This is a genomic window from Streptomyces sp. NPDC107765, assembly GCF_055657085.1.
Window position 1 is genome coordinate 1 of the sequence record NZ_JBVKBL010000026.1, and the last position, 25,035, is coordinate 25,035.

Consider the following 25,035-nt stretch of genomic DNA (forward strand, 5'->3'; position numbering starts at 1 on the left):
GGCAGGGGAAAATCAGGAGGGGGGGGGGAGCAGTGAGAGCAGGCGTTCTTCCTTTCCCCGGAGACCGGAAGATCACCTCGTCTGGCGGCGGCCGCCCCCGGGGGCGGCCGCCGCGGCACGCCGTACCCGTCGCGGCGTCAGGTCGCCGTCAGGAAACGGTCCGTCGGCGCAAGGTGTACGTATGCGTCACGTGCTGGCAGCACGGGCTTAACACTCGTCCGGCACATTGATGTGCACGGCGATACGGACCTCCGGAGCGGCTCCCGGACCTCTCGGATCGTCACCCGGACGCGACGGTCGGCCCTGACCCGGCTCGCGTCCCTGGCGGGGACCGCCGTCGTCCCGCCCCCGGCCCGTCCGGGGTGCGGCGGTCCCCGCCACAACTCCCTTCCCGGGCTTTCAGTCCCACTCCCCGTCACGCTGCTCCCCGCGTCCGCCCGGAAGCAGCTTCCGCACGCCGACGCTGTGCACGGCGTTGACGCCGACGATGCCGGCCCAGCACACCAGCAGCCCCGGGATCCCGGCGTTGACCACGCCGATCGCGGTCAGCGGGACGGCCAGCACCAGGGACAGGGCGGCGACCCCGAACCGCTCCCAGAAGCCGCCTTTGCCGCCCTGCGGGCGCGGCGGGCGGCCGCCGCGCGCCACCTGGACCTGCTGCTCGGCGAGCTGCCGCCGCACCCTGCGGTCGACGGTGTGGTCCAGCTTCTCCAGGAAGGACTCCACCAGCTCCGCCTCGTACTCGGGCCCGAGCTCCTTGCGCGTCTGGAGCGTCGCGTCGAGTTCCTTGCGCAGATCGGGGTCGTGTGTCGCCATGGTGCGAGCGTACGGACCGCCCGCACGCGGCACGGTAGGGCTAACCCCCCGATCCGGCCGGGCTCTGCTGCCCCTGCCCGTCCCGGGCCGCTTCGGGGTGCGGGACGGCCGCGGCGCCGCGGCGGGCGGCGAGCCCGTACAGCACGGCCGGTACGGCGAGGCCGACGAGCCAGGAGACGTCGGCGCCACCGAGCGGAGCCACCAGCGGGCCCGTGTAGAAGTGCGTGGCCAGGAAGGGGAGTTGGGCGAGCACGCCGAGGACGTAGACGGTCAGCGCCCGGGTGTTCCAGGCGCCGTAACGGCCGGCCGGGTCGCTGAGCGCGGCGATGTCGTAGCGCTCCTTGGAGATCAGGTAGTAGTCGGTGAGGTTGATCGCCGACCAGGGCGTGAAGAAGGTCAGCAGGAACAGCAGGAAGTCCTTGAAGGACGTCAGGAACGAGTCCTTGCCCAGCAGGGCGACGGCCGTCCCGGCCAGCATGATCCCGGCGATGTACCCGGCCCGGCCGCGCGGCGACAGCACCCGCTGCCCCCGGAACCCGCTGACGCTGGTGACCAGCGACATGAAGCCGCCGTAGGTGTTGAGGACGTTGATGGTCAGCTTGCCGAGCGCGATGACGAAGTACAGGAACGAGGCGATCAGCCCGGCGCCGCCCAGCCCGACGACGTAACCCACCTCGTGCCCGACGAACGCGTCCGGCGCCGCGGCGGCGGCCAGCGCGCCGAAGGTCATCGACCACTGCGCGCCGAGCACCGAGCCGGACAGCGTCCACCAGAACGTGGCGCGGGCCGAGGTGTGCCGGGGCAGATAGCGCGAGTAGTCGGCGACGTACGGGCCGAACGCCAGCTGCCAGGAGGCCGAGAGCGAGACGGCGAGCAGGAAGACCGGCAGCCCGAAGCGGTGGTCGTGCAGCAGCGTGCCCAGGTCGGCGCGCTGCAGGAGCCGGACGCCCAGGTAGACGAAGGCCAGCGCGCACACCAGGCCGGCGATCCGCCCCAGGGTGTGGATGAGGCGGTAGCCGACGGCCGCGGCGAGCGCGGTGACCGCCGCGAACAGCACGATCCCCGGCGTCTCGCCCAGGTGCGTCAGCTCACCGACCGCCTGCCCGGCCAGCACGCTGCCGCTGGCGAAGAACCCGATGTACATCACGATGACCAGCGCCAGCGGGACCACCGCCCCGCGCACCCCGAACTGGGCCCGCGAGGTGATCATCTGCGGCAGGCCCAGCCGCGGGCCCTGGGCGGAGTGCAGCGCCATCACCGCCCCGCCGAGGAGGTTGCCGAGCAGCAGCCCGATCACCGCCCAGAAGGCGTTCGCCCCGAAGACGACCGCCAGCGCGCCGGTGACCACGGCGGTGATCTGGAGGTTCGCGCCCAGCCAGAGCGTGAACTGACTGACCGGGCTGCCGTGCCGTTCGTCGTCGGGGACCACATCGATCGAGCGCCGTTCCACCACACCTGCCATGCATCCGCCCCGGTTCGTTGCCTGTATGGATTCATGCAGGATCCGGGTCGATGAATGGCAGGTCAATAGGTGGGAGCGGGAAAGCGCTGAATTCGCGGTGACGGAACCGGTGGGAACGGTCGGCCGGCCGACGGCCGGCCGACGGCTCACACGGCCGGCGACCCCGGGTCGGCCGGCGACGCCGGGTCGCCCATCGGCCGCAGCTCGTCCGCGTACGACACCGAGACCCGGCGCATCAGCCCGTCCTCCGTGATGTCGTACTGACCCAGCCGCCACAACGGCGGCGAATAGGCGTGCACCGACACCGCGTCGTCGGTCGCCCCGGTGAGCCGGTGGATGTGGTCCGGGCCGAAGCAGAACGACGAGCCGGCGCCGACGGCGGTGACCACATGCTCCCCGCCGATCCGCGGATTGGACTCGGTCAGCACCCCCTGCACGACCCGGACGGCGCCGGAGGAGAGGTCGTGGTCGTGCCAGCCGGTGTCGTTCCGCCGGGTCCAGCACAGCAGCCAGACGTCGACGAACTCGTCGCGGTACAGCGACGCGTAGTGCCGCTCGGTGTCGGAGAACGCGACCTGCCCGCGCCACAGGTCCGGACGGCCCGCCAACCCGTCGACCAGCTCCCGCAGTTCACGCTTGCCGAGAACGCGCTCGGGCAACGCGGCGAACGGCTGCCCGGCGTCCACGGCCGGACCGGCGGCAGCGACGGCGGCGGCCTCGGTCCGGGAGGCGGCGTGCGTCATGGTCGGACTCCTTTCGACGGGCCCAGCAGACGGGCCGGATTGGCGGTGCACAGAGAGTGCACGGCGGCCTCGCCACCGAGGCCGGGGATCACCGGATCCAGGGGTGCGGCGCGCAGCGCCTCCCGCGGAGGACGGTGGCGGACGAGGGGGCGGGCGTACGGGCGGTCGCTGCCGTTGACGACGACGTCGATGCCGACCGCCCGTACCAGCGCGTCCACCGCCCGGCTCCCGTACGAGGACGTCTCGTAGAACGCGTCGGGGTCCACCCGGCCCCGCTCCTCGCCCCCGCCCCGCGCCACCAGCCGCTCCCCGTGCAACGGCGCCAGACCCGCCAGCGCCGCGAAGCAGACCCGCAGGCCCGGGTGGCGCGGCCGGCCGAAGGCCCGGAACGCGAACCAGGAGGCGTGCATCTGCTGGACGTACGGGACCAGCGCGGGCCACCAGGCGGGCGCCGTGCCCCCGGCGGGCGGGGCCGCGCCGGGGTGTACGAACAGCGGCTTGTCCAGCGCGGTGAGGACGTCCAGCAGGGGCGCGCAGCGGGCCCAGCCGGCGGCATCGAGCAGGGCGGTGGCGGGCAGTTGGAGGCCCACACAGCCGCGCCGCAGCTCGCGGCGGAGCGCCCCGGTGTCCGGTTCGGGCACGGTGAGGCGGACCGAGGCCCAGACGCCGAAGGGGGCGGGCAGCGCCAGCGCCCCGTCGTGGAACGCGGCGAGCAGCGGTGCGGCCTCGCCTGGCGGCAGGTATTCGATGCCGAGCGGACTGGAGAGCGAGACCAGCGCCCGGTCCAGCCCGTCCGCCCGGGCGAGCCGGACCCGGGCCGCGACGTCGTGGTCGGCCGGATCGACGGGATACGGCGGCTCACCGGGCAGCTCCAGCGTCCAGCCGTCCAGCCGCGGCGGCGCACCGCGTTCCCGCAGCAGCGCCACGAACGCGGGCGGCCAGAGGTGCTGGTGGACATCGGTGGGCACGGCGGCGGGAGCCTCCTCAACCGCTTCACTTAACCGGTTAACTGATGCGCTTAAGTGAAACGCTTAACCAGCCGGGGTGTCAAGGCCCTCGCCCTGGAGCCCGGACGCTGCGGGGCCCCACCGCCCCTACGCGACCGCGCCCACGCGCCCACGCGACCGCGCCCACGCGACCGCGCCACGCGGCGGCCGCGGGCACCGTCAGGGCGTGGGGTTGGCGGGGGCCGGCAGGGCGTGGGACCGGCGGGGCGCATCCGGGCGTGGGGCGGCGGGGCCCGTTAGGACGTGGGACCGGCGGGGCCGATCCGGGCGTGGGGCGCAAGGCCCGGCCGACCCGGCCGCCTTGGGTAGGCTTCCGGCATGGCCAGGCCCAACAAACGCACCACCCTCCGCGAGGTGGCCGAGGCCACCGGACTCTCCACCGCAGCCGTCTCCTACGCACTGCGCGGCAAGCACGTCTCCAAGGAGACCGAGGAGCGGGTGCGCAAGGCCGCCGCCGAACTCGGTTACGAGGCCGACCCGATCGCCCGTGCCCTCGCCAGCGGCCGCACGAGCACCGTCGGGGTGCTCGCCGGCGACCTCCAGGACCTCTGGCAGCAGCAGCTGATGGCCGCCATAGGGCGCGAACTGCTGGCCGGCGACCGCTATGCGCTGATCCTCGACGCCGGCGGCGACCCCGAGCGGGAACTGGTCCTCGCCAAGCAACTGCGCGACCAGCGGGTGGACGGTCTGCTGGTCTCCCCGGTCGACCCCTCGGCCGAGGGCTGGGCGGCGATCGCCGAGGGGGTGCCGGTGGTCTCCATCGGCGACGCGCTGAGCCGGGCCCGTACGGCGGGCGAGGTGCTCTTCGACAACCGCGCCGGCATCGACGCGGTCCTGGACTACCTCCGCGGCCTGGGCCACCGCCAGGTCACCGTCCTCACCCCCACCGGCCCCTCCACCCCCGACCGCCCCGCCGACGTCTACGTCCGCGAGGCCGCCGACCGCCTCGGCATCGACGTCCAGGTCCTGCCCTGCCCCCAGGAACTGGGCGAGGCGACCGCGGTGGCCCGGCGGGTGCTCACCGACACCCCCGACGGCCGCCGCCCGGCCGGCGCGCTCCCGCCGCCCGCCGCGGTCTTCTGCTTCTCCGACTCCATCGCCTACGGCGTCTACGCGGCCGCCGCCGAGGCCGGACTGACCGTCGGCCGGGACCTGTCCGTCGTCGGCTTCGACGACCACCCGGTCTCCCGCGTCCTCACCCCACCGCTGACCACCGTCGACTGGGGCCTCGGCGAGATCGCCAAGGAAGCCGCCCGCCTGGCGGTCGCGGCGATAGAGGGCCGCCGCGTCCGCCGCAAGCGCATCCTGTGCGCCCCGCGCCTTGCCGAACGGGGTTCGGCGACTCGGCCCACGTAGCTGGCCGTTGCGCTTTGCGCCGCCTCCCACGTAGCTGTCTGTCCCGCCGTGGTTGCTTCTCGCCGTTGCGCTTTGCGGCGCCGCGTACGTTGTCGGCTGTCCCGCCGTGGTTGCTTCTCGCCGTTGCGCCTGGCGGCGGGCGTTTGTGTGTCGGGTGCGGTGACAGCCCTACAGACTTCGTCCTCCGGTCTGTCCCCTCCCGTTGGTGGGGGTTGGGAGGCCGGTGGGGGTGGGCGTCGTCGTTCCGGGTGCACCTTGCGTTGGGGGGTTTGAGGAATACCGCTCCAGCCCGTTGCGTTGAGGCCCTGCAGGGGGCCCTCGCGACCCTTACGGGTTCTGTTCGACCGTCCCGTAGGGGTTCCCAGGGCCCCTTGCATGCCTCAACGCCCGCCCCCACACACCGCATTCCCCTCCCCCAACGGGAGGGGACGGGCCGGAGGGGCCGGTTGTGTGGGCTTCGCTTCCGAGGACTCGATAAAGAGCGAAGGCGGAGCGCAGCGGAGCGTAAAGCGTCAGCAGTCCACACAACCGGCCCCGCAGGCCCGTCACCGCACCCAACACCCACCCAGCCCGCCGCAGGCGCAACGGAGAACGAGCCCCGCGGCGGGAAAGACGGGTACGTGCGGGGCGCCGCAAAGCGCAACGGCGAACAAGACCCGCGGCGGGACAGACAGCTACGTGCGGCGCGCCGCCAAGCGCAGCGGAACGGCGGGACAGACGGGTACGTGGGAAGTCACAGCTTGCGCTTGGCCAGCCAGGCTGCCGCCACCCGGTCCGGGTCCTGCTTGTCCTTGTCGACCTTGCGGTTGAGTTCGGTGAGGTCGGCGGTGGTCAGGGCGTTGCCGAGGGTCGCCAGCGCCCGGCGCACCTTCGTGTCGGCCTTGCGGGCGGCGATCAGCGGGACGATGTGCTGGGCGGGGACCAGGTGGCGGGGGTCGGCCAGCAGCACCCAGCCGTTCTCCTTGATGTCGACGTCGGTGGTGAAGACGTTGGCGACGTCGATGTCGCCCTTCTTCAGGGCGCCCTTGACCAGCGGGCCGGACGAGTCCAGTGCCTTGAACTCCTTGAATTCCACGCGGTACCGGTCCTTGAGGCCGACCAGCCCGACCACCCGCTTCTTCATCTCCGCGGCCGCGCCGAACACCAGCTTTCCGCTGACCTTGCGCAGGTCGTCGAGCGACGTGAGGCCGTAGCGGTCGGCGGTCTCGCGGGTCACGGCGAAGCTGTCGCGGTCCTCGGCGGCCGCGTACGGGAGGACCTCCAGGCCGTCCGGTACCACCGTGGCCAGCGCGTTCTGCATCGCGCCGGCCTCGGTCTCGGTGGCCTTCTTGTCGAGGTAGAGCAGCAGGCTGCCCTGGTATTCGGGGAGCAGGTCGATGTCGCCGGAGCGCAGCGCCGGAACCACGATCTCGCGGGAGCCGAGGTTGGGCCGGACGGTGGCCTTGACGCCGGCCGTGGACAGGACGCCCGCGTAGAGGTAACCGAGGATCTGGTTCTCGGTGAAGTTGGCGGTGCCGATGACCAGGCCACCGCTGCTGTTGCCGCTGTCGCCGCCGGCGCCGTCCCCCTTGAGGGAGGTGATGCCGGAGGAACAGGCGGCCAGCAGCGGGGCCGAGGCGCCGGCGAGCAGGGTGGTCAGGACGGTGCGGCGGTTCATGGCTGGCTCCTGGGGAGGGGCGGCGTACGGGGCGCGGGGCGTGGCGGTTCAGCGGGCGGCGGCCGGGCGGCCGCGGAACAGCAGCCGGGTCAGCCCGCCCAGGGCCAGATCGGCGACGACGGCGAGCACGGCGACCAGCACCGCACCGCCGAGCACCTGCACCAGGTCGCGCTGGGCCAGGCCGTCGAAGACGTAGCGGCCCAGCCCGCCGAAGCTGACGTAGGCGGCGATGGTGGCGGTGGCCACGACCTGGACGGTCGCGAGCCGGATGCCGGTCATGATCAGCGGCAGCGCCAGCGGCACCTCGACCTGCCAGAGGATCTGGCGGCCGCGCAGCCCGACGCCCTTGGCGGCGTCCTTGACCTCCGGGTCGACGGCCGCCATCCCGGCGTACGTGTTGGTGATGATCACGGGCACGGCGAGCGCGACCAGCGAGACGTACACCGGCCACACGCTGAGCCCGCCGGCGAGGAAGACCAGGGTGACCAGGCCGACGGTGGGCAGCGCCCGGCCGAAGGAGGAGAGGTTGACGGCGAGGAAGGCGCCGCGGCCGGTGTGCCCGATGAGCAGCCCGACGGGCAGCGCGATCAGGGCCGCGGCGAGGGTGGCGAGCACCGAGTACTCCAGGTGCTCCAGGACGCGGGTGGCGATGCCGTCCGGGCCCGCCCACTGTGCCGGGCCGGTCAGCCAGGCCGCGAGGTTCTTCAGGAGTTCGAGCATTGGGCCGTCACGCTCGCTTCCACAGCTTGGGGGCGGACCGGGGCGTGCCGCTGGGGGTGGACCGGGGCGTGCCGCGCCGCCAGGGGGTGCACAGCCGCTGGACGGTCACCAGCAGGGCGTCGGCGGCCAGCGCGAGCAGCAGGGTCAGGGCCACGCCGGCGATGACCGGGGTGGGGAAGTTGCGCTGGAAGCCGTCGGTGAAGAGCTGGCCGAGCCCGCCGTATCCGATGTAACTCGCCACGCTGACAAGGGAGATGGACATCACCGTGGCGACCCGTACGCCCGCCATGATCACCGGGAGGGCGAGCGGCAGCTCGACGGTGAGCAGGGTGCGCAGCGGCCGGGTCCCCATCGCCTTCGACGCCTCGCGCACCCGTTCCGGGACCGCGTCCAGGCCCTCGACGGTGTTCCGCACCAGGACGACCAGGGTGTACGCGGTCAGGCCGGTGATCGCGGTGGTGCGGGTCAGCCCGGTGACCGGCAGCAGCAGGACGAAGAAGGCGAGCGAGGGGATGGTGTAGAGGATGTTGGACGCACCGAGGACGAAGCCGCGCAGCGGGCGGACGCGGTGCGCGAGGACCGCCAGCGGCAGCGCGATCAGCAGGCCGAACAGGACGGCGGGGACGGCGGTGGCGAGGTGGTCCGCGGTGAGGCGGGTCAGTTCGCCGACGTGATCGGGGAACCAGCCCCATTCGACGGTCATGCGGGGCGCTCCGCGGGGGCGGCGGCCTCGGGTCCGGGGTCGTCCGGCCCGGGGTCGTCCGGTGCGGGGTCGTCCGGCGCGAGGCCGTCGGGCGCGGGGGCGTCGGGGGTGAGGCCCTCGCCGGCGGGCCCGTGGGGCTTCTCGGCGGTGGACCGCGTCTTTTCGGTCTTCTCGGTCTTCTCGTTCCTCTCGGTGGTGGTCCGGCCCGGTGCCGCCGGAGCGGCCGCGCGGGTGGCGTCGGCGTGGCTGCGGCCGGCCCGGTCGTGGATGGCGTCGCGGGAGGTGACGCCGGTCAGGACGCCGTCGGCGGTGACCCGGGCGACCGCCCCGGCCGGTGAGGAGACCGCCTCGTTGAGGGCCGAGAGCAGCGAATCGGTGTCCCGCAGCGGCCGCACCGCGGCCAGCTCCGCCTCGCCGGCCGTACCGCCGGCCGGCAGCGCGTCGGTGTCCAGCCAGCCCAGCGGTTCGCCGCGCGGGGAGGTCACCAGGCGCCAGCGTCCGCCGTCGCGGCCTATCGCGCCGACCGGTTCGTCGGCGCGTATCGCCCGGCCGGGCGCGTGCGGCACGTCGGCGAGGGTGGTGAGCGAGAGCAGCTTCAGACCGCGCTCGGCGCCGAGGAAGTCGGCGACGAAGTCATCGGCGGGACGGGCCAGGAGTTCGGCGGGCTCGGCGCACTGGACCAGCCGGCCGCCGGTGCGGAACACCGCGATCCGGTCGCCCAGGCGGACCGCCTCGTCGATGTCGTGGGTGACGAAGACGACGGTCTTGCGCAGCTCCTCCTGGAGCCGCAGCAGCTCGTTCTGGAGCTGGCTGCGGACGACCGGGTCGACCGCGCCGAACGGCTCGTCCATCAGCAGCACCGGGGGGTCGGCGGCGAGCGCCCGGGCCACCCCGACGCGCTGCTGCTGGCCGCCGGAGAGCTGGTGCGGATAGCGCTTGCCGGTGTCCGCGGGCAGGCCGACCAGCTCCAGCAGCTCCGCGGCGCGGGCCCGGGCCTTGCGGCGGCCCCAGCCGAGCAGCAGCGGGACGGTCGCGATGTTGTCGAGGACCGTACGGTGCGGGAAGAGGCCGGACTGCTGGATGACGTAGCCGATGCCGCGGCGCAGCTCGGCGGCGTCCGCCTCCAGGACGTTGCGGCCGCCGACGCTGATGGTGCCGGAGGTCGGCTCGACCATGCGGTTGACCATCCGCAGGGTCGTCGTCTTGCCGCATCCGGACGATCCGACGAGGACGGTGACGCCGCCCTCGGGGAGATCGAGGGAGAGATCGTCCACCGCGGTGGTGCCGTTCGGGTACCGCTTGCTGACTGCGTCGAATTTGATCATCCGCTGCCCCTTGCCCGGCCTGCATAGTGTCATGCAGAGTCTTAGGCGTGTGAATAGAAGTCAATGGGTGGGAGTAAACCCTGTGTGACAACGCGGGTTACCCGAGAGTTCTTCCAGCTCTCCGCTCGGCCACCGTACGGAACCAGGTATCGGAATTCGGCCCACAAAGTGCGTTATAAGAGGGAGTTGAGCCCCTTGATTTCCCACATGCTGGACACCGCCCGCGGGTCCGGCAGGCGCGTCACCCTCGACGGCACCGCGCTGCGCACCGCCGATGTCGCCGCCCTCGCGGACCGCACCGCCCGCCCCGCGGCACCCGACCCCAAAGCCCTCGCCCGCGCCGCGGAATCCTGGGACACCGCCCGCCGGCTCGCCGCCACCGGACGCGTCTACGGCCGCAGCACCGGCGTCGGCGCCAACCGCACCGAGGACGTCGAGGCCGCCGACGCCGCCCACGGCCTGCGCCTGCTGCGCAGCCACGCCGGTGCGATCGGCGACCCGCTGCCCGGCCGCGAGGTCCGGGCGATGCTCGCGGTCCGCGCCAACCAGCTGCTCGCCGGCGGGGCCGGCCTCAACCCCGCGGTCATCACGGCCCTGGTCACCGCCCTGGACGCCGGCGCCCACCCGGTCGTCAACGAACACGGCGCGGTCGGCACCGGCGACCTCGCCGCGCTCGCCCAGACCGGCCTGGCACTGGCCGGCGAACACCCCTGGCACGGCACCCCCGGCGGCCGCGCCCCGGCCCCCGTCGCCCTCGACAACAACGACGCGCTCGCCCTGATCAGCAGCAACGCCCTCACCCTCGGCCAGTCCGCGCTCGCCCTGGACGCACTGCGCCGGCTGCTGGCCGCGTCGCTGCCGGTCGCCGCGCTCTCCCTGCTCGCGGTCGGCGGCTCCTACGAACCGTTCGCCGAACCGGTCATGCGCGCCCGCCCGCACCCCGGCTCCGCGGCCGCCGCCGCCCGGCTGCGCGCCCTCTCCGGCGTGCCGCCGCGGCCCAGCCCGCCGCTGGGCCGCATCCAGGACCCGTACAGCTTCCGCTGCCTCCCCCAGATCCACGGCCCGGCGCTGGACGCCGCCGACACCCTGGAATCCGTGCTGACCGTCGAGCTCAACGCCGCCGGCGAGAACCCGCTGATCAGCATCGAGGACCAGGCCGCCTACCACCACGGCAACTTCTACGCCGCCCATGTCGCCCTCGCCCTGGACGCCTTCCGGCTGGCCGTCCTGCAGACCGCCCGGCTCTCCACCGCCCGCCTGGCCGCCCTCTCCGAACCGGACCTCACCCGGCTCCGCCCCTTCCTGGGCGACGCCGCCCCCGCCAGCTCCGGCGTCATGATCCTCGAATACGCGGCCGGCGCGGCCCTCGGCGAGATGCGCGCCGTCTCCCACCCGGCCTCCCTCGGCCACGCCGTCCTCTCCCGCGGCGTCGAGGAACAGGCCAGCTTCGCCTCCCTCGGGGCCCGCCAGACGCTGCGCGCCGCCACGTACTACCGCCAGGTCCTCGCCTGCGAACTCGTCGCCGCCGTACGGGCGTTGCGCATGCGCTCGCTCGAACCGGAACCCGGCCTGCCCCTCACCACCGCCTACGCCCGGGCCGCCGAGGCGCTCGACCCCCGCATGGAGGACCGCCCCCTGACGGACGACGTGGCGGTGGCGGCCGACCTGCTCGACGAACTGGCGGAGGTGTGAGCGGCATGAACCCCGTCATGAACGCAGCCATGAACCCAGTCCTGGACCTGGCTATGACCCCAGCCATGACCCCAGCCATGAACCCAGCCATGAACGGAGCCATGGCCCCAGCCACGAACGCCGTCATGACCCCAGCCGCGAACGCAGCAGTCATGACCCCAGCCGCGAACGCAGCCGAAACCGGACGCGCCGGCGGACCGGCATCCCACCGCGCGGCCGTGCACCCGGGCGGGCGGCGGACCGGGCCCCGGGGCGGGCGTGTGGCTGAGTGGGGGATGGGCCGGCCTTGTGGGGGCGCGGGGGCTTGCGTTCCGGCGGGCGGTGGCCGGCGCGATCCCGTACGGGCGGTTCGTCGGGCGTACCTCGTACGGACGGCCCGGGTGGACGGTGTGCCGTGGGGCGGATGTGTGGCCGGGCGTGTGGTCGGCCGGGTGGTGGGTCGGCCTTGGCGTGCGGGGGCCCGAGCCCCGGCGGACGGCGACCGGACCGCTCCCGTACGGGCGGGCCGTCAGGCGTACCGGGCGCCGTCCCGAGCCAGGAATTCCGTACAGTCGGTCGACACAGGACAAGGCCCGCACCGGGCCGGGAAGAAGAGGCGATGAGCGGGGACGGGGACAACGGCCGCGGTACCGGCGGCGCGCCGGGGGAGCAGGCCGCGGAGGTCCGGGCCGAGGAGGCACGGGACGCGACGGCCGGCCGGGTCACGGACGCGGACACCGGCACCGCCGCCCGCCTCCAGAAGCTCTTCGAGGGCCACCGGCTGACGCCCACCCAGCGCCGGATCGCGCACTGCATGGTGCGCCGGGCCGCCGACGCGCCCTTCCTCTCCAGCGTCGAACTGGCCGAACTGGCCGGCGTCAGCCAGCCGTCCGTCACCCGCTTCGCGGTGGCACTCGGCTTCGACGGCTACCCGGCGCTCCGCCGCCACCTGCGCGAGGTCGCGCCCGCCGAGAAGACCGGCGACGACGGCACCGCCAACGAGTACCAGCAGGCGGTCCAGGCGGAGATCGACAACCTCCGGCACCTGGCCGCCGCGCTGGCCGACCCCTCGCCGGTGATCGAGGCCGGCCGCCTCTTCGCCGCCTCCCGGCCGCTGCCCGTCCTCGGCCTGCGCGCCGCCACCGCCCAGGCCGCCGGGTTCACGTACTTCGCCCGCAAGGTCCACCCCGACGTCCGGCTGCTGGACGAGGGCGGCACGATGCTCCCCGACCGGATCGACGCCGCGGTGCGGGCCGGCGCCACCACCTTGCTGTGCTTCGCGCTGCCCCGGCATCCCCGCGAGGTCGTCGAGGCCCTCGCCTACGCCCAGGACGCCGGGCTGACCGTGGTGACCGTCGCCGACAGTGCCTTCGCGCCGGTCGCCCGCCACACCGACCTGCTGCTGCCCGCCGCGGTCGGCACCGGCCTGGCCTTCGACACCGCCTGCGCCCCGATGCTCCTGGGCCGCGTCCTCCTGGAGGCGATGTGCGACGCGCTACCGGAAGCGCAGGCGCGCCTCGAAGAATTCGACGCGCGGGCCGCGGCGCGGGGCCTCTTCGTGGAATAGCCCCACGTAGCTGTCTGTCCCGCCGGTCCGCTGCGCTTGGCGGCGCGCCGCACGTGGCTGTCTGTCCCGCCGCGGGGCTCGCCGTTGTGCGCTTTGCGGCGCCGCGTACGTACTTGGCCGTCCCGCCGCGGTTGTTTCTCGCCGTTGCGCCTGCGGCGGGCTGGGTGGGTGTCGGGTGCGGTGACGGGCCTCCGGGGCCGGTTGTGTGGACTGCTGACGCTTTACGTCCACACAACCGGCCCCTCCGGCCCGTCCCCTCCCGTTGTGGGAGAAGGAATGCGGTGCGTGGGGGCGGGCGTTGAGGCATGCAAGGGGACCTGGCTACCCCTACGGGATGGTCGAACAGAACCCGTAAGGGTTACGAGCGCCCCTTGCAGGGCCTCAACCCAACGGCCCGGGGAGGTATTCCCGACACCCACCCCACCCCTTCCCACGACGCGAGGTGCACCCGGAACGACGACGCCCGCCCCCACCGGCCTCCCAACCCCCACTCACGGGAGGGGCTGGACCGGAGGACGAAGTCTGGAGGGCCGGCACCGCACCCGACAAACACCCGCCCGCCGCCAGGCGCAACGGCGAGAAGCAACCACGGCGGGACAGCCAAGTACGTACGCGGCGCCGCAAAGCGCAACGGCGACCAAGCCCCGCGGCGGGACAGCCAGCTACGTGCGGGGCGCCGCAAAGCGCAACGGCGAGCAACAACCGCGGCGGGACAGCCGAGTACGTGGGCCTACAAGCTAAAGCGCGTCCAGTGCCCGCACATGGGCGCCTCCGCTCTCCGTCGTGAGTTCCGACAGGCTCTGCGGCGTGCGGATGACCGCGAAGCGGACGTCGTCGGGGGAGGCGGCGTAGCCGTAGACGCCGGGGCGGGGGAGGGAGTTGTAGGCGAAGTGCGTGGAGAAGTAGTACGCGCCGGTGTCGAGCAGGGCGGCGTGGTCGCCGGACTGCAGGAGGGGGAGCGGGCGGTTCTCGGCGATCAGGTCGCCGGCGAAGCAGCACGGGCCGGCGATGTCCTGGGCGACCGGTGTGCCCGTCTTGGGGTGCCCGTCGGCGTCGTAGGCCGCGACCCGGAGCGGCCAGGCCTCGGGGACGAAGACCGTACGGGTGGCGACCTGGGCGCCGGCATGGGTGACCGCGATCGGGCGGCCGCCGGCCGACTTCGCGTACTCGACGCGGGCGAGGAGCGTGCCGTGCTTGGCCAGCAGGGAGCGGCCGAACTCGGTGATCAGGTCGTACCGCCCGGCGAGCAGCCCGGGGACGGCCGAGCGGAGCAGGGCGGCGTACTCGCGGTAGGTGGGGGTGGTGGCGTCGGAGGAGAAGTTGACGGGGAGGCCGCCGCCGATGTCCAGGGTGTCGATCTGCTGCCGGCCGGCCCGTTCGTTGATCTCCTCGGCGAGGTCGAACAGGGTGCGCACCCCGGCGCCCATCAGCTCCAGCGGCATGCCCTGAGAACCGACGTGGGCGTGCAGCCGGGTCAGCCACGGGCGGTCGAGACAGGCCCGGACCACCCAGTCGCGGGCACCCTCGTCGCGCAGCGCGATACCGAACTTCGAGGTGTCGGTGGCGGTGCTCATCGCCCCGATGCGGCCGCCGCCGATCTGTGGATTGACCCGTAGGCCGACGGGCGCGGTGCTCGGCACGGACTCCCTCAGGCGGTCGAGCCGGGCGAGTTCCTCGCGGTTGTCGGCGTTGACGGCGATCCCGAGGGCCAGCGCCTCCCGCAGCTCGGCGGGCGTCTTGGCCGGCGAGTCCAGGACCGTGCGATCGGCCGGTACCCCGGCGGCCCGGGCCAGTGCCAGTTCGCCGGGGCTGGCCACCTCGCAGCCGAGCCCCTCCTGCGCCAGCAGCCTCAGCACCGGCACCAGTGAGGCCGCCTTGACGGCGAAGGCGTGCAGCACCGGTGTGCCGGGGGTGGCGAACTCCTCGAAGGCGGCGTGGAGTTCGGCCGCGGATCGTCGGACGCCTGAGATGTCCAGCAGCCCCGCCACCGGCTCCTCGGGCCCCACCAGCCCCTGCGCAACGGCTGCCTGTACGGCACGGTCTCGGTCCGTGTTCGTCATGGGGCCACTCCATCATCGCCCGGGGGTCCGGCGCCATCGCTTACCGGGTGGGGCGGCCGTGGTGGGCGGAAGGGGCCCGGCCGGCGCCGTCCCGGGGGTGGACGGGCACCGGCCGGGCCGGGGCCGGCCGGGCGCGCCCGGTCAGGCTGCGGGGGCCGTTCCGAGGTTGGCCTTGCGGTGGCGTTCGCCGAGGCGGGAGCCGGACTCGCGGCGGGCGGCACGGCGCAGCAGGGGTACGGCGAGCAGGAAGCCGACCACGGCCCAGGCGGCCAGGACCATGGCGACCGTCGGCAGCTCCCAGGAGCCGGCCGGCTCCGCGGCCCGGGCGGCGTCCGGGAGCAGCGCCGAGCGCACGCCCTGGGCCATCCACTTCAGCGGGAAGACGGAGGCGATCTTCTGGACGATCACGGGCAGCGAGGTGAGCGGGAACATGGCCCCGGACGTCACCAGCAGGCCCATGGCCGGCAGCATGATCAGCGCCAGCGCCTCGCGCGGATTGGGCAGGACGGCGCCGATGGCCGCACCGAGCGGCACCACGGCCAGCAGCCCGAGCGCACTGACCCACAGCAGTGTCAGCCAGCCGTCGACGCTGTGCGGCAGCGGTCCGTTCGCCACCAGCGCGCCGGCGCTCAGCAGGACGACCAGGGTGGCCAGTGCCATGACGACGACCAGCACCGACTTGGCGATGAGGTACGCCGGTATGCCGCCGGGGGTGGTCCGCAGGCGCAGCAGTGTGCCCTCCTCCCGCTCGGTCACCAGGATCTGCGGGAGGTTCACCAGCCCTATCTGGAACAGCAGATAGGCGGCGAAACCGCAGAGCGCCAGGTGCGTCATCGGGACATGCGTCCCCGGTACGTCGTCGTGCAGATTGCTCACGACCACCAGCGCGACCACGATGTTGATCAGATGGCTGCCCAGCTCCTTGCGGTTGCGGAACAGGTGCCGTACCTCGATCCCGCCGCGCAGGCAGCCGGCCCGCCAGTAGCGCCGGCGGGAACCGGACCCGCCTCCGCCCGGGATCCGACCGTCCTCGCCAACTCCCTTGCCCGCCATGCCGTTCGCCCCGTCCGCGTCCGTCGCTTCCGTCACCGTGGTGACCGCTGTCATGTCCGTCCCCCTTGTGGTCTGTGCTGCTGTCCGCCGGGCCCTCAGGCGGCGCGGTTCTGCTTGCCGGCGCCACTGTCGAGGGCGTCCGTCACCGGTCCGGCCGCGGACTGTGGCACCTCTTCCTGGTGCACCATCTGCAGGTAGGTGTCCTCCAGCGTCGGGCGGCGCACCTCCAGGTCGGTGACCGGGCCGGCGATCTCGCGGTGGAGCTCCCAGACCAGCCGGGAGGGGTCCGCGGTGCGCTCCCGCCGGGCCGTGCCGTCCGGCGCCGTCCAGCGGACCTCGGCCTGGGCGGCGGCACTGCGGGCCAGTTCCGCCGGGGTGCCGTGGGCCCGGATCCGGCCGTTGACCAGCATCGCTATCCGGTCGGCCAGCCGCTCGGCCTCCACCAGGTCGTGCGTGGTGAGCAGGACCGTGACGCCCTCGTCGCGGGCCAGCCGCTCGATCAGCTCGTGGAAGTCGCGGCGGGCTTCCGGGTCGAAGCCGGTGGTCGGTTCGTCCAGGAAGACCAGCTCGGGGCGGCCCACCAGGGCGAGCGCCACGTCCAGGCGGCGGCGCTGCCCGCCGGAGAGCTGGTCCACCTGCTTGCCGGACTGTCCGGTGAGGCCGACCAGGGCCAGCAGCTCAGCGGGGTCGCGCGGTGCTTCGTGGTACGTGGCGAAGTGCGTCAGCAACTCGGCCACCCGCCAGCGGCGGTGGTCCCGCCAGGACTGCAGCACCAGGCCGATCCGGCCGCGCCAGGCGTCGCCGCCGCGCGCCGGGTCCGTGCCCAGCACCCGGACCGTCCCGGCGGAACGCTGCCGGAAGCCCTCCAGGATCTCGACGGTGGTGCTCTTGCCGGCGCCGTTGGGACCGAGCAGCGCGAAGACCTCGCCTCGCCGGACCTCCAGGTCGACGCCGTGCAGCACATCGGTGCTGCCGTAGGACATCCGCAGGCCGCTCACGTGGATGACCGGCGGTGCGGCGTCGGCGGTCGGGGGCACGGGTGCGCCCTCGGTGATCGTCATCGGTGTGCCTCCGCGTGCTGTTGCTGAGTGGTCTGGTCCGAGGTCTGTCCCGCATCGGGGGGAGGGGCCGCGGGGGCGGCGGTGGGGCCGGCGCCCTCGACGATCGCCCGGAGCGCGGCCACATGCCCCTCGAAGGCGGTGCGGCCCCGGCTCGTCAGCCGTACCTTGGTGCGGCGTTTGCGTCCGCCGCCCTCCTTGTGGATCTCCAGGTATCCGGCCTCCTCCAGGGTGTGCAGCTGCTTGGACAGCGCTGAGTCGCTGAGCGAGAGGCTGTCCCGGATGAAGGAGAAGTCGGCCCATTCCGTCGCGGCGAGCAGGGCGACGACCGACAGCCGGGTGGAGGGGTGGATCAGTTCGTCGAAGCCCGATGGAGTGCTCATCGGCGCGCCTCCTCGGGGGCGGTTCTCTCGTCGGGGTCGCTCAGGGCCCGGCCGCGCAGCGGGCTGACCGCCCAGCGGTTGGCCGGGCCGACGAAGAGCACGAAGGCACCGGCGGAGAGCGTGGCCTGGATCAGGCTGCCGTAGGGCAGCGTCAGCCAGTCGGTCAGGCGCCCGGTGAGGATGATCGTGCCGCCGCCGAGGACCATGCCCGCGAAGAGGGTGATGACGCTGCGCCAGCCGTACCGCGACCGGTGCAGTCGCATCCGGCTGCGGCGGCTGTAGACGACGGCCAGCGTGACCAGGACGGCGACATAGGCGCCGAGGAGCACGAAGGCGCCCCATTCCGGGAGGTCGAGTCCCCAGCTGGCGACGAAGAGCCACATGAGGGCCCCCGTGACGTATGTGCCCCGCCGGTCGTCCTGTGCGCAGCGCTCGACCTCGTCGTACACCCGCTCCTGGGGCACCCGGATGCGCTGGAGATCCTGCCAGGCCCGCTCGGCGTCCACCGGTGTGGTCATGTCCTTCGCCTCCCCGTTGGCGTTTCAGACGGGCGGGGTCCGTGCCGGCACCCCGCCTCAACTTTCCTACTGGGAAAGCTAACACCGGCTTTCCTGCCGGGCAAGTCGAACGGGCGGGCTGTGGAAAACCTTCACCGCATCCTGTTGACTAGCGCTATTCATCGACCCCAAGATGTGAATAGCTCAATCCATTCGATGTTCAGGGAGGCACGGCCCATGTCGGGACCGCGACCCGTGCGGGCACCGCGCGGTACGGAGCTGAGTGCTCGGGGATGGCAGCAGGAAGCCGCGCTGCGCATGCTGCAGAACAACCTCGATCCGGAGGTGGCCGAACACCCGGACCAGCTCGTCGTCTACGGCGGCACCGGCAAGGCCGCCCGCGACTGGCGCTCCTTCGACGCGATGGTGCGCACCCTCACCACGCTCAAGCAGGACGAGACGATGCTCGTCCAGTCCGGCCGGCCGGTCGGCGTGATGCAGACGCACGAGTGGGCGCCGCGGGTGCTCATCGCCAACTCCAACCTCGTCGGCGACTGGGCCAACTGGGAGGAGTTCCGCCGCCTGGAGGCCCTCGGCCTGACCATGTACGGCCAGATGACCGCCGGTTCGTGGATCTACATCGGCACCCAGGGCATCCTCCAGGGCACCTACGAGACGTTCGCCGCCGTCGCGGCGAAGAAGTTCGGCGGCACCCTCGCCGGGACGATCACCCTCACCGCCGGCCTCGGCGGCATGGGCGGCGCCCAGCCGCTCGCCGTCACCATGAACGACGGCGTCGCCCTCTGCATCGACTGCGACCCGCGCGCCATCGAGCGCCGGATCGAGCACCGCTACCTGGACGTGCGGGCGGACAGCCTCCAGCACGCCCTCCAGCTCGCCGTCGAGGCCCGCGACCAGCGCAAACCGCTCTCCATCGGCCTCCTCGGCAACGCCGCCGAACTGCTGCCGCAGATGCTCGCCGAAGGCGCGCCGATCGACATCGTCACCGACCAGACCAGCGCCCACGACCCGCTGGCGTACCTGCCGGTCGGCATGGCCTTCGAGGACATGGCCGACGCCGCCGCCAAGGACCCGGCCGGCTTCACCACCCGCGCCCGCGAGTCGATGGCCAAGCACGTCGAGGCCATGGTCGGCTTCATGGACGCCGGCGCCGAGGTCTTCGACTACGGCAACTCCATCCGCGGCGAGGCCCAACTCGCCGGCTACGGACGGGCCTTCGCCTTCCCCGGCTTCGTCCCCGCCTACATCCGGCCGCTGTTCGCCGAGGGCAAGGGGCCGTTCCGCTGGGCCGCGCTGTCCGGCGACGCCCAGGACATCGCCGCCACCGACAAGGCGATCCTCGACCTCTTCCCGGAGAACGAGTCGCTCGCCCGGTGGATCAAGATGGCCGGCGAGCGGGTCCACTTCCAGGGCCTGCCCGCCCGGATCTGCTGGCTCGGCTACGGCGAACGCGACAAGGCCGGCGAGCGGTTCAACGAGATGGTCGCCGACGGCACCCTGCGCGCCCCGCTGGCCATCGGCCGCGACCACCTCGACTGCGGCTCCGTCGCCTCCCCCTACCGCGAGACCGAGGCCATGAAGGACGGCTCGGACGCGATCGCCGACTGGCCGCTGCTCAACGCCATGGTCAACGTCGCCTCCGGCGCCTCCTGGGTCTCGCTCCACCACGGCGGCGGCGTCGGCATGGGCCGCTCGATCCACGCCGGGCAGGTCACCGTCGCCGACGGCACCCCGCTGGCCGGCGAGAAGATCCGCCGGGTCCTCACCAACGACCCCGGCATGGGCGTCATCCGCCACGTCGACGCCGGCTACGAGCGCGCCGACGAGGTGGCCGCCGAGCGCGGCGTCCGCATCCCGATGCGCGAGGGCGAGGGCGCGTGACCGCCTCGTTCCACGAGATGTGGCAGGAGTTGCGGCCGCTCGGCCGCAACTCCGCCACCGGCGGATACCGCCGCTACGCCTGGACCGGCGCGGACGCCGACTGCCGCGCGTGGTTCCGGGCGCAGGCCGAGGCCCGCGGACTCGCCTACGAACTCGACCGCAACGGCAACCAGTGGGCCTGGCTCGGCGCCACCGGCCACCAGGACGTGGCCCCCGGCGAGGCCGTCGTCACCGGCTCCCACCTGGACTCCGTGCCGGACGGCGGCGCCTTCGACGGCCCCCTCGGCGTCGTCTCGTCCTTCGCCGCACTCGACGAACTCCGCCGCAGGGGAGCCGACCCCGCGAAGCCGCTGGCGATCGTCAACTTCGGCGACGAGGAAGGCGCCCGCTTCGGTCTGGCCTGCGTCGGCTCCCGGCTCACCGCCGGCGCCCTGACCCCCGAGGCCGCGCGCGAACTCCGCGACGCCGACGGCATCTCGCTGCCGCAGGCCATGGAGCGCGCCGGATACGACCCCGACGCCATCGGCCCGGACCCCGAACGGCTCGCCGCGATCGGCGCGTTCGTCGAACTCCACGTCGAGCAGGGCCGCGCCCTGGACCTCTCCGGCGACCCGGTCGGCGTCGCCTCCGCCATCTGGCCGCACGGCCGCTGGCGGTTCGACTTCCACGGCGAGGCCAACCACGCCGGCACCACGCGCCTGGAAGACCGGCGCGACCCGATGCTCAGCTACGCCGCGACCGTCCTCGCCGCCCGGGAACAGGCCCGGCTGGCCGGCGCCCTGGCCACCTTCGGGAAGATCAGCGTGGAGCCGAACGGCGTCAACGCCATCCCCTCGCTCGTCCGCGGCTGGCTGGACTCCCGCGCCCCCGACCAGGACACCCTGGACACCGTGGTCCACGGCATCGAGCAGGCCGCCGCCGAACGCGCCGCACGCGACGGGGTCGACCTGACCGTCGTCCGCGAATCCTTCACCCCGGTCGTGGAGTTCGGGCACGCCCTGCGGGACGAACTGAGCACCCTCCTGGGCAAGACGGCGGAGCGCCCGGTGCCCGTCCTCGGCACCGGCGCGGGCCATGACGCCGGTATTTTGTCCGGAACCGTCCCCACCGCCATGCTGTTCGTGCGCAACCCGACCGGTGTGTCCCACTCACCCGCCGAAGCGGCGGAGGAGGACGACTGCACCGCCGGGGTCCTCGCACTCGCCGACGTACTGGAGGGGCTGGCGTGCCGCTGACCACGCAGGCAACACCGACGACGTACTGGCTCGAACACGCCTGGCTCGGCAGCCACGTCGAGCCGGGCGTGACCCTGGAGACCGCGGACGGGCGGATCGCGGCCGTCCGCACCGGGGACGCCACCCCGCCGCCCGGCGCCACCGTCCTGCGCGGCCTGACGCTGCCCGGCCTGGCCAACGCCCACAGCCACGCCTTCCACCGCGCGCTGCGCGGCACCGTCCAGGTCGGCAGCGGCACCTTCTGGACCTGGCGCGAGATCATGTACTCCGTCGCCGACCGGCTCACCCCGGACAGCTACTTCGCCCTCGCCCGCGCCGTCTACGCCGAGATGGCGCTGGCCGGCATCACCTGCGTCGGCGAATTCCACTACCTCCACCACGCGCCCGGCGGCACCCGCTACGACGACCCCAACGCGATGGGCGAGGCGCTGATCGCCGCCGCCGCGGACGCCGGCATCCGCATCACCCTGCTCGACACCGCCTACCTCTCGTCCGGCTTCGGCGCCCCGCCCGACCGGCACCAGCTGCGCTTCTCCGACGGCACCGCGGACCGCTGGGCGCAGCGCGCCGACGCGCTCAAGGAGGACCGCGAGCACGTCCGCATCGGCGCCGCCATCCACTCCGTACGCGCCGTGCCCGCCGGCCAGCTCGGCACCGTCGCGGACTGGGCCCGCGCACGGCAGGCCCCGCTGCACGTCCACCTCTCCGAGCAGACCGCCGAGAACGACGCCTGCCGCGACGCCCACGGCCGCACCCCCACCCAACTGCTCGCCGACCACGGGGCGCTGGGCCGGCGCACCACCGCCGTGCACGCCACGCACCTCACCGACCAGGACATCGCCCTGCTCGGCGGCACCACCACCGGCGTGTGCATGTGCCCCACCACCGAGCGCGACCTCGCCGACGGCATCGGCCCGGCCGCCCGGGTCCAGGGCGCCGGCAGCCCGCTGTCCCTCGGCAGCGACAGCCACGCCGTCATCGACCTGCTCGAAGAGGCCCGCGCCATGGAGCTCGACGAGCGGCTGCGCACCCGCACCCGCGGGCACTGGACCGCGGCCGCCCTGCTGCGCGCCGCCACCGCCGACGGCCATGCCGCCCTCGGCTGGCACGACGCCGGCACCCTGGAGACCGGCGCGCTCGCCGACCTCACCACGATCGCACTGGACTCCGTACGCACCGCCGGACCACTGCCCCGGCTGGCCGCCGAAACGGCAGTATTCGCCGCCTCCGCGGCGGACGTGCGACACACCATCGTCGGCGGGCGGCAGATCGTCCGGGACGGTGTGCACACTCTTGTCCCCGACGTGCCCGCAGCCCTCGCCGAGTCCATCGCCGCCGTACGCGGCTGAAGGAGAACACCCCCGCGATGACGACGACCTCCGCGCCGACCACCGCCATCACCCACATCGCCCAGCTCGTCACCAACGACCCCTCCCTCGGTGAAGGCCCCCTCGGTCTGATCCAGGACGCCGCGGTCGTCATCGACGGCGACCGCATCGCCTGGGTCGGTCCCTCCAGCAAAGCACCCGCCACCGACAACGCCGTCGACGCCGCCGGCCGGGCCGGCATCCCCGGCTTCGTCGACTCCCACTCCCACCTCGTCTTCGCCGGCGACCGCACCGAGGAGTTCAACGCCCGGATGTCCGGGCGCCCTTACTCCGCCGGCGGCATCCGCACCACCGTCGCCGCCACCCGCGCCGCCACCGACGGGGAACTGGAGGCCAACCTCACCCGCCACCTCGCCGAGGCCCTCCGCCAGGGCACGACGACGTTCGAGACGAAGTCCGGCTACGGCCTGACCGTCGAGGACGAGGCCCGGGCGCTGCGCATCGCCGCCGCGCACACCGACGAGGTCACCTTCCTCGGCGCCCACATCGTCTCCCCCGACTACGCCGACGACCCGGCCGGCTACGTCGACCTGGTCACCGGCCCGATGCTGGACGCCTGCGCCCCGCACGCCCGCTGGATCGACGTCTTCTGCGAGAAGGGCGCCTTCGACGGCGACCAGGCCCGCGCGATCCTCACCGCCGGCAAGGCCAGGGGCCTGGTACCGCGGGTGCACGCCAACCAGCTCGGGCACGGCCCCGGCGTGCAGATCGCGGTCGAGCTCGGCGCCGCCTCCGCCGACCACTGCACCCACCTCGGCCCCGCGGACATCGACGCCCTCGCCCAGTCCGACACCGTTGCCACGCTGCTGCCCGGCGCCGAGTTCTCCACCCGCGCCCGGTGGCCCGACGCCCGGCCGCTGCTCGATGCCGGTGCCACCGTCGCGCTGTCCACCGACTGCAACCCCGGCTCGTCCTTCACCAGTTCCATGCCGTTCTGCATCGCCCTGGCCGTCCGGGACATGGGCATGACCCCCGACGAGGCGGTCTGGTCGGCCACCGCGGGCGGCGCCCGCGCGCTGCGCCGCACCGACGTCGGCCGCATCACCCCCGGCGCCCGCGCCGACCTGGCCCTCCTGGACGCCCCCAGCCATGTCCACCTCGCCTACCGCCCGGGCGTCCCGCTCGTCTCGGCCGTGTGGCACAAGGGCGTTCTGGTCTGACCCCGCACGGCCGCCGAAGGCCGTCGGACGCGGAGGAGGGCCCGTCCCGGTGATCCGGGGCGGGCCCTCCTCCGCGCGGGCGGTGCCGGCCGCGGGGGCCGGCGGGAGCGACCGCGGCCTCACTCCTCGACCATCAGCCCCTTGCGGAGCCGGCCGAGCGTGCGGGAGAGCAGACGGGAGACGTGCATCTGGGAGATGCCCAGCTCCTCGCCGATCTCGGACTGCGTCATGTTCGCCACGAAGCGCAGGGACAGGATCTTCCGGTCGCGCGACGGGAGTTCGGCGATCAGCGGCTTCAACGACTCGACGTACTCGATGCCTTCGAGCCCGTGGTCCTCGTAGCCGATCCGGTCCGCCAGGGCGCCTTCGCTGTCGTCCTCCTCGGGCTGGGCGTCCAGCGAGCTCGCGGTGTACGCGTTGCTCGCGGCCATCCCCTCGACGACCTCGTCCCGGGTGATGCCGAGGCGTTCGGCGAGTTCCTGCACCGTGGGGGCGCGGTCCAGCTTCTGGGCGAGTTCGTCGCCCGCCTTCGCGAGGTCCAGACGCAGTTCCTGCAGACGCCTCGGTACGCGCACCGACCAGCTGGTGTCACGGAAGAAGCGCTTGATCTCGCCGACGATGGTCGGCATCGCGAACGTCGGGAACTCCACCCCGCGGCACAGCTCGAAGCGGTCAATCGCCTTGATCAGGCCGATCGTGCCGACCTGGACGATGTCCTCCATCGGCTCGCTGCGGGAGCGGAAGCGGGAGGCCGCGAACTTCACCAGGGCGAGGTTGAGCTCGACCAGGGTGTTGCGGACGTAAGCGAATTCGTGGGTGCCTTCCTCAAGCGATTCGAGCCGCTCGAAGAGGGTCTTGGACAGCGCCCTCGCGTCCACCGGACCCACCTCGTCGAACGGCGGGATCTCGGGCAGATCGTCGATCTCGGCAAAAACCGCCGGATCGGATTCGACAGCGATCGGCTGGGAAGGGATGTGCCCGGTCGGGTCGGACAGGGGTGTCGACGATGCGGACTGCCGGGGGTCGTCGGTACGCAGTTCGTCGAGCCGGGGTGACATGGTCTCCTCCATCGTTCTCGGCATATGGCTGCCGATGCCTCTCCGTGAAGCCTTCGGTGTGCGGCGCCTCCAAAGCCGGCCGTTGCGAATGTGTTGTTCTACGCCTACCTGTCTTTGCCGGAAGATGGCAAGTAAGCGTTGTCCGTATATTGGGCAATATGCGGATTGTTCGGCTACCGGCGCGCGTCAGGAAGGCGTAGGGTTCGACGAGCGC

General features: G+C 73.2%; 20 protein-coding genes and 1 pseudogene. 7 read left to right on the forward strand and 14 right to left on the reverse strand.

The window, feature by feature from the left end; genetic code table 11:
- Positions 1-399: 399 nt before the first annotated feature.
- The 4 genes from ACZ7MX_RS37970 to ACZ7MX_RS37985 form a co-directional block, all read right to left on the reverse strand.
- A complete protein-coding gene (locus ACZ7MX_RS37970) occupies positions 400-816 on the reverse strand; it encodes a hypothetical protein (RefSeq protein WP_472139038.1) in 417 nt (138 codons plus the stop codon).
- 40 nt (positions 817-856) lie between these two features.
- A complete protein-coding gene (locus ACZ7MX_RS37975; RefSeq protein WP_472139040.1) occupies positions 857-2,278 on the reverse strand; it encodes a purine-cytosine permease family protein in 1,422 nt (473 codons plus the stop codon).
- A 146-nt stretch (positions 2,279-2,424) separates the two neighbouring features.
- On the reverse strand, positions 2,425-3,021 hold the full coding sequence (locus ACZ7MX_RS37980) for a cysteine dioxygenase (protein WP_472139041.1): 597 nt from the start codon (positions 3,019-3,021) through the stop codon (positions 2,425-2,427).
- Entirely contained in the window at positions 3,018-3,989 is a 972-nt protein-coding gene (locus ACZ7MX_RS37985; RefSeq protein WP_472139043.1) for an amidohydrolase family protein, read from the reverse strand. The genes ACZ7MX_RS37980 and ACZ7MX_RS37985 overlap by 4 nt, the downstream gene beginning before the upstream one ends.
- Positions 3,990-4,346: 357 nt before the next feature.
- Here ACZ7MX_RS37985 and ACZ7MX_RS37990 point away from each other — a divergent pair, with 357 nt between their 5' ends.
- Positions 4,347-5,384, forward strand: coding sequence for a LacI family DNA-binding transcriptional regulator (locus ACZ7MX_RS37990; RefSeq protein ID WP_472139045.1), 1,038 nt, complete (start codon positions 4,347-4,349; stop codon positions 5,382-5,384).
- 733 nt (positions 5,385-6,117) lie between these two features.
- Here the strand turns inward: ACZ7MX_RS37990 and ACZ7MX_RS37995 are convergent.
- From ACZ7MX_RS37995 to ACZ7MX_RS38010, 4 genes and pseudogenes are all read right to left on the reverse strand, one after another.
- Positions 6,118-7,041: an ABC transporter substrate-binding protein gene (locus tag ACZ7MX_RS37995; protein ID WP_472139047.1), complete on the reverse strand. Its 924-nt coding sequence runs from the start codon at positions 7,039-7,041 to the stop codon at positions 6,118-6,120.
- Between the two features lie 48 nt (positions 7,042-7,089).
- Complete coding sequence (locus tag ACZ7MX_RS38000; RefSeq protein ID WP_472139049.1) at positions 7,090-7,761, reverse strand: ABC transporter permease; 672 nt, start codon at positions 7,759-7,761, stop codon at positions 7,090-7,092.
- A 7-nt stretch (positions 7,762-7,768) separates the two neighbouring features.
- The gene (locus tag ACZ7MX_RS38005) at positions 7,769-8,464 is read right to left on the reverse strand and encodes an ABC transporter permease (RefSeq protein WP_472139051.1); all 696 of its coding nucleotides are present in this window, start codon (positions 8,462-8,464) and stop codon (positions 7,769-7,771) included.
- 218 nt (positions 8,465-8,682) lie between these two features.
- Positions 8,683-9,789, reverse strand: a pseudogene (locus ACZ7MX_RS38010) (ABC transporter ATP-binding protein); the annotation flags it as partial.
- A 207-nt stretch (positions 9,790-9,996) separates the two neighbouring features.
- On the opposite strand from ACZ7MX_RS38010, the gene ACZ7MX_RS38015 reads away from it, so the two are divergent.
- Complete coding sequence (locus ACZ7MX_RS38015; protein ID WP_472139144.1) at positions 9,997-11,481, forward strand: aromatic amino acid ammonia-lyase; 1,485 nt, start codon at positions 9,997-9,999, stop codon at positions 11,479-11,481.
- A 598-nt stretch (positions 11,482-12,079) separates the two neighbouring features.
- Positions 12,080-13,027 carry a MurR/RpiR family transcriptional regulator gene (locus ACZ7MX_RS38020; protein ID WP_467698452.1) on the forward strand — a complete coding sequence of 316 codons (948 nt, stop codon included), beginning with the start codon at positions 12,080-12,082 and terminating at the stop codon, positions 13,025-13,027.
- A 737-nt stretch (positions 13,028-13,764) separates the two neighbouring features.
- Here ACZ7MX_RS38020 and ACZ7MX_RS38025 read toward each other — a convergent pair.
- The 5 genes from ACZ7MX_RS38025 to ACZ7MX_RS38045 form a co-directional block, all read right to left on the reverse strand.
- A complete protein-coding gene (locus ACZ7MX_RS38025) occupies positions 13,765-15,087 on the reverse strand; it encodes a type III PLP-dependent enzyme domain-containing protein (protein WP_472139053.1) in 1,323 nt (440 codons plus the stop codon).
- Between the two features lie 141 nt (positions 15,088-15,228).
- Positions 15,229-16,194: an ABC transporter permease gene (locus ACZ7MX_RS38030; RefSeq protein WP_472139055.1), complete on the reverse strand. Its 966-nt coding sequence runs from the start codon at positions 16,192-16,194 to the stop codon at positions 15,229-15,231.
- A gap of 41 nt (positions 16,195-16,235) precedes the next feature.
- Positions 16,236-17,123 carry an ABC transporter ATP-binding protein gene (locus ACZ7MX_RS38035; RefSeq protein ID WP_472139146.1) on the reverse strand — a complete coding sequence of 296 codons (888 nt, stop codon included), beginning with the start codon at positions 17,121-17,123 and terminating at the stop codon, positions 16,236-16,238.
- Positions 17,124-17,197: 74 nt separating this feature from the next.
- Positions 17,198-17,581, reverse strand: coding sequence for a transcriptional regulator (locus tag ACZ7MX_RS38040; RefSeq protein ID WP_472139057.1), 384 nt, complete (start codon positions 17,579-17,581; stop codon positions 17,198-17,200).
- Complete coding sequence (locus ACZ7MX_RS38045) at positions 17,578-18,099, reverse strand: hypothetical protein (RefSeq protein ID WP_472139059.1); 522 nt, start codon at positions 18,097-18,099, stop codon at positions 17,578-17,580. Before ACZ7MX_RS38045 ends, ACZ7MX_RS38040 begins: the two co-directional genes overlap by 4 nt.
- Before the next feature lie 216 nt (positions 18,100-18,315).
- Between ACZ7MX_RS38045 and hutU the strand changes: the two genes are divergently transcribed.
- From hutU to hutI, 4 genes are read left to right on the forward strand one after another with little or no spacing between them, the layout of a single operon-like run.
- Positions 18,316-19,980 carry a urocanate hydratase gene (hutU, locus tag ACZ7MX_RS38050; protein WP_472139061.1) on the forward strand — a complete coding sequence of 555 codons (1,665 nt, stop codon included), beginning with the start codon at positions 18,316-18,318 and terminating at the stop codon, positions 19,978-19,980.
- 17 nt (positions 19,981-19,997) lie between these two features.
- Complete coding sequence (locus ACZ7MX_RS38055) at positions 19,998-21,215, forward strand: allantoate amidohydrolase (RefSeq protein WP_472139147.1); 1,218 nt, start codon at positions 19,998-20,000, stop codon at positions 21,213-21,215.
- A complete protein-coding gene (locus ACZ7MX_RS38060) occupies positions 21,206-22,564 on the forward strand; it encodes a formimidoylglutamate deiminase (RefSeq protein ID WP_472139063.1) in 1,359 nt (452 codons plus the stop codon). Before ACZ7MX_RS38055 ends, ACZ7MX_RS38060 begins: the two co-directional genes overlap by 10 nt.
- A gap of 17 nt (positions 22,565-22,581) precedes the next feature.
- The gene (gene hutI, locus ACZ7MX_RS38065) at positions 22,582-23,763 is read left to right on the forward strand and encodes an imidazolonepropionase (RefSeq protein ID WP_472139065.1); all 1,182 of its coding nucleotides are present in this window, start codon (positions 22,582-22,584) and stop codon (positions 23,761-23,763) included.
- A 119-nt stretch (positions 23,764-23,882) separates the two neighbouring features.
- Here hutI and ACZ7MX_RS38070 read toward each other — a convergent pair whose 3' ends face one another.
- On the reverse strand, positions 23,883-24,821 hold the full coding sequence (locus ACZ7MX_RS38070) for an RNA polymerase sigma factor SigF (RefSeq protein ID WP_472139067.1): 939 nt from the start codon (positions 24,819-24,821) through the stop codon (positions 23,883-23,885).
- Between the last annotated feature and the right edge of the window lie 214 nt (positions 24,822-25,035).

Coding starts and splice junctions, on each gene's coding strand:
- ACZ7MX_RS38055 (WP_472139147.1), top strand. CDS start 19,998: ATGTGGCAGGAGTTGCGGCCGCTCGGCCGCAACTCCGCCACCGGCGGA.
- ACZ7MX_RS37990 (WP_472139045.1), top strand. CDS start 4,347: ATGGCCAGGCCCAACAAACGCACCACCCTCCGCGAGGTGGCCGAGGCC.
- ACZ7MX_RS37970 (WP_472139038.1), bottom strand. CDS start 816: ATGGCGACACACGACCCCGATCTGCGCAAGGAACTCGACGCGACGCTC.
- ACZ7MX_RS38040 (WP_472139057.1), bottom strand. CDS start 17,581: ATGAGCACTCCATCGGGCTTCGACGAACTGATCCACCCCTCCACCCGG.
- hutI (WP_472139065.1), top strand. CDS start 22,582: ATGACGACGACCTCCGCGCCGACCACCGCCATCACCCACATCGCCCAG.
- ACZ7MX_RS38030 (WP_472139055.1), bottom strand. CDS start 16,194: ATGACAGCGGTCACCACGGTGACGGAAGCGACGGACGCGGACGGGGCG.
- hutU (WP_472139061.1), top strand. CDS start 18,316: ATGTCGGGACCGCGACCCGTGCGGGCACCGCGCGGTACGGAGCTGAGT.
- ACZ7MX_RS38070 (WP_472139067.1), bottom strand. CDS start 24,821: ATGTCACCCCGGCTCGACGAACTGCGTACCGACGACCCCCGGCAGTCC.
- ACZ7MX_RS38005 (WP_472139051.1), bottom strand. CDS start 8,464: ATGACCGTCGAATGGGGCTGGTTCCCCGATCACGTCGGCGAACTGACC.
- ACZ7MX_RS38020 (WP_467698452.1), top strand. CDS start 12,080: ATGAGCGGGGACGGGGACAACGGCCGCGGTACCGGCGGCGCGCCGGGG.
- ACZ7MX_RS38015 (WP_472139144.1), top strand. CDS start 9,997: ATGCTGGACACCGCCCGCGGGTCCGGCAGGCGCGTCACCCTCGACGGC.
- ACZ7MX_RS38035 (WP_472139146.1), bottom strand. CDS start 17,123: ATGTCCTACGGCAGCACCGATGTGCTGCACGGCGTCGACCTGGAGGTC.
- ACZ7MX_RS38045 (WP_472139059.1), bottom strand. CDS start 18,099: ATGACCACACCGGTGGACGCCGAGCGGGCCTGGCAGGATCTCCAGCGC.
- ACZ7MX_RS37980 (WP_472139041.1), bottom strand. CDS start 3,021: ATGACGCACGCCGCCTCCCGGACCGAGGCCGCCGCCGTCGCTGCCGCC.
- ACZ7MX_RS37995 (WP_472139047.1), bottom strand. CDS start 7,041: ATGAACCGCCGCACCGTCCTGACCACCCTGCTCGCCGGCGCCTCGGCC.
- ACZ7MX_RS37975 (WP_472139040.1), bottom strand. CDS start 2,278: ATGGCAGGTGTGGTGGAACGGCGCTCGATCGATGTGGTCCCCGACGAC.
- ACZ7MX_RS38000 (WP_472139049.1), bottom strand. CDS start 7,761: ATGCTCGAACTCCTGAAGAACCTCGCGGCCTGGCTGACCGGCCCGGCA.
- ACZ7MX_RS38025 (WP_472139053.1), bottom strand. CDS start 15,087: ATGACGAACACGGACCGAGACCGTGCCGTACAGGCAGCCGTTGCGCAG.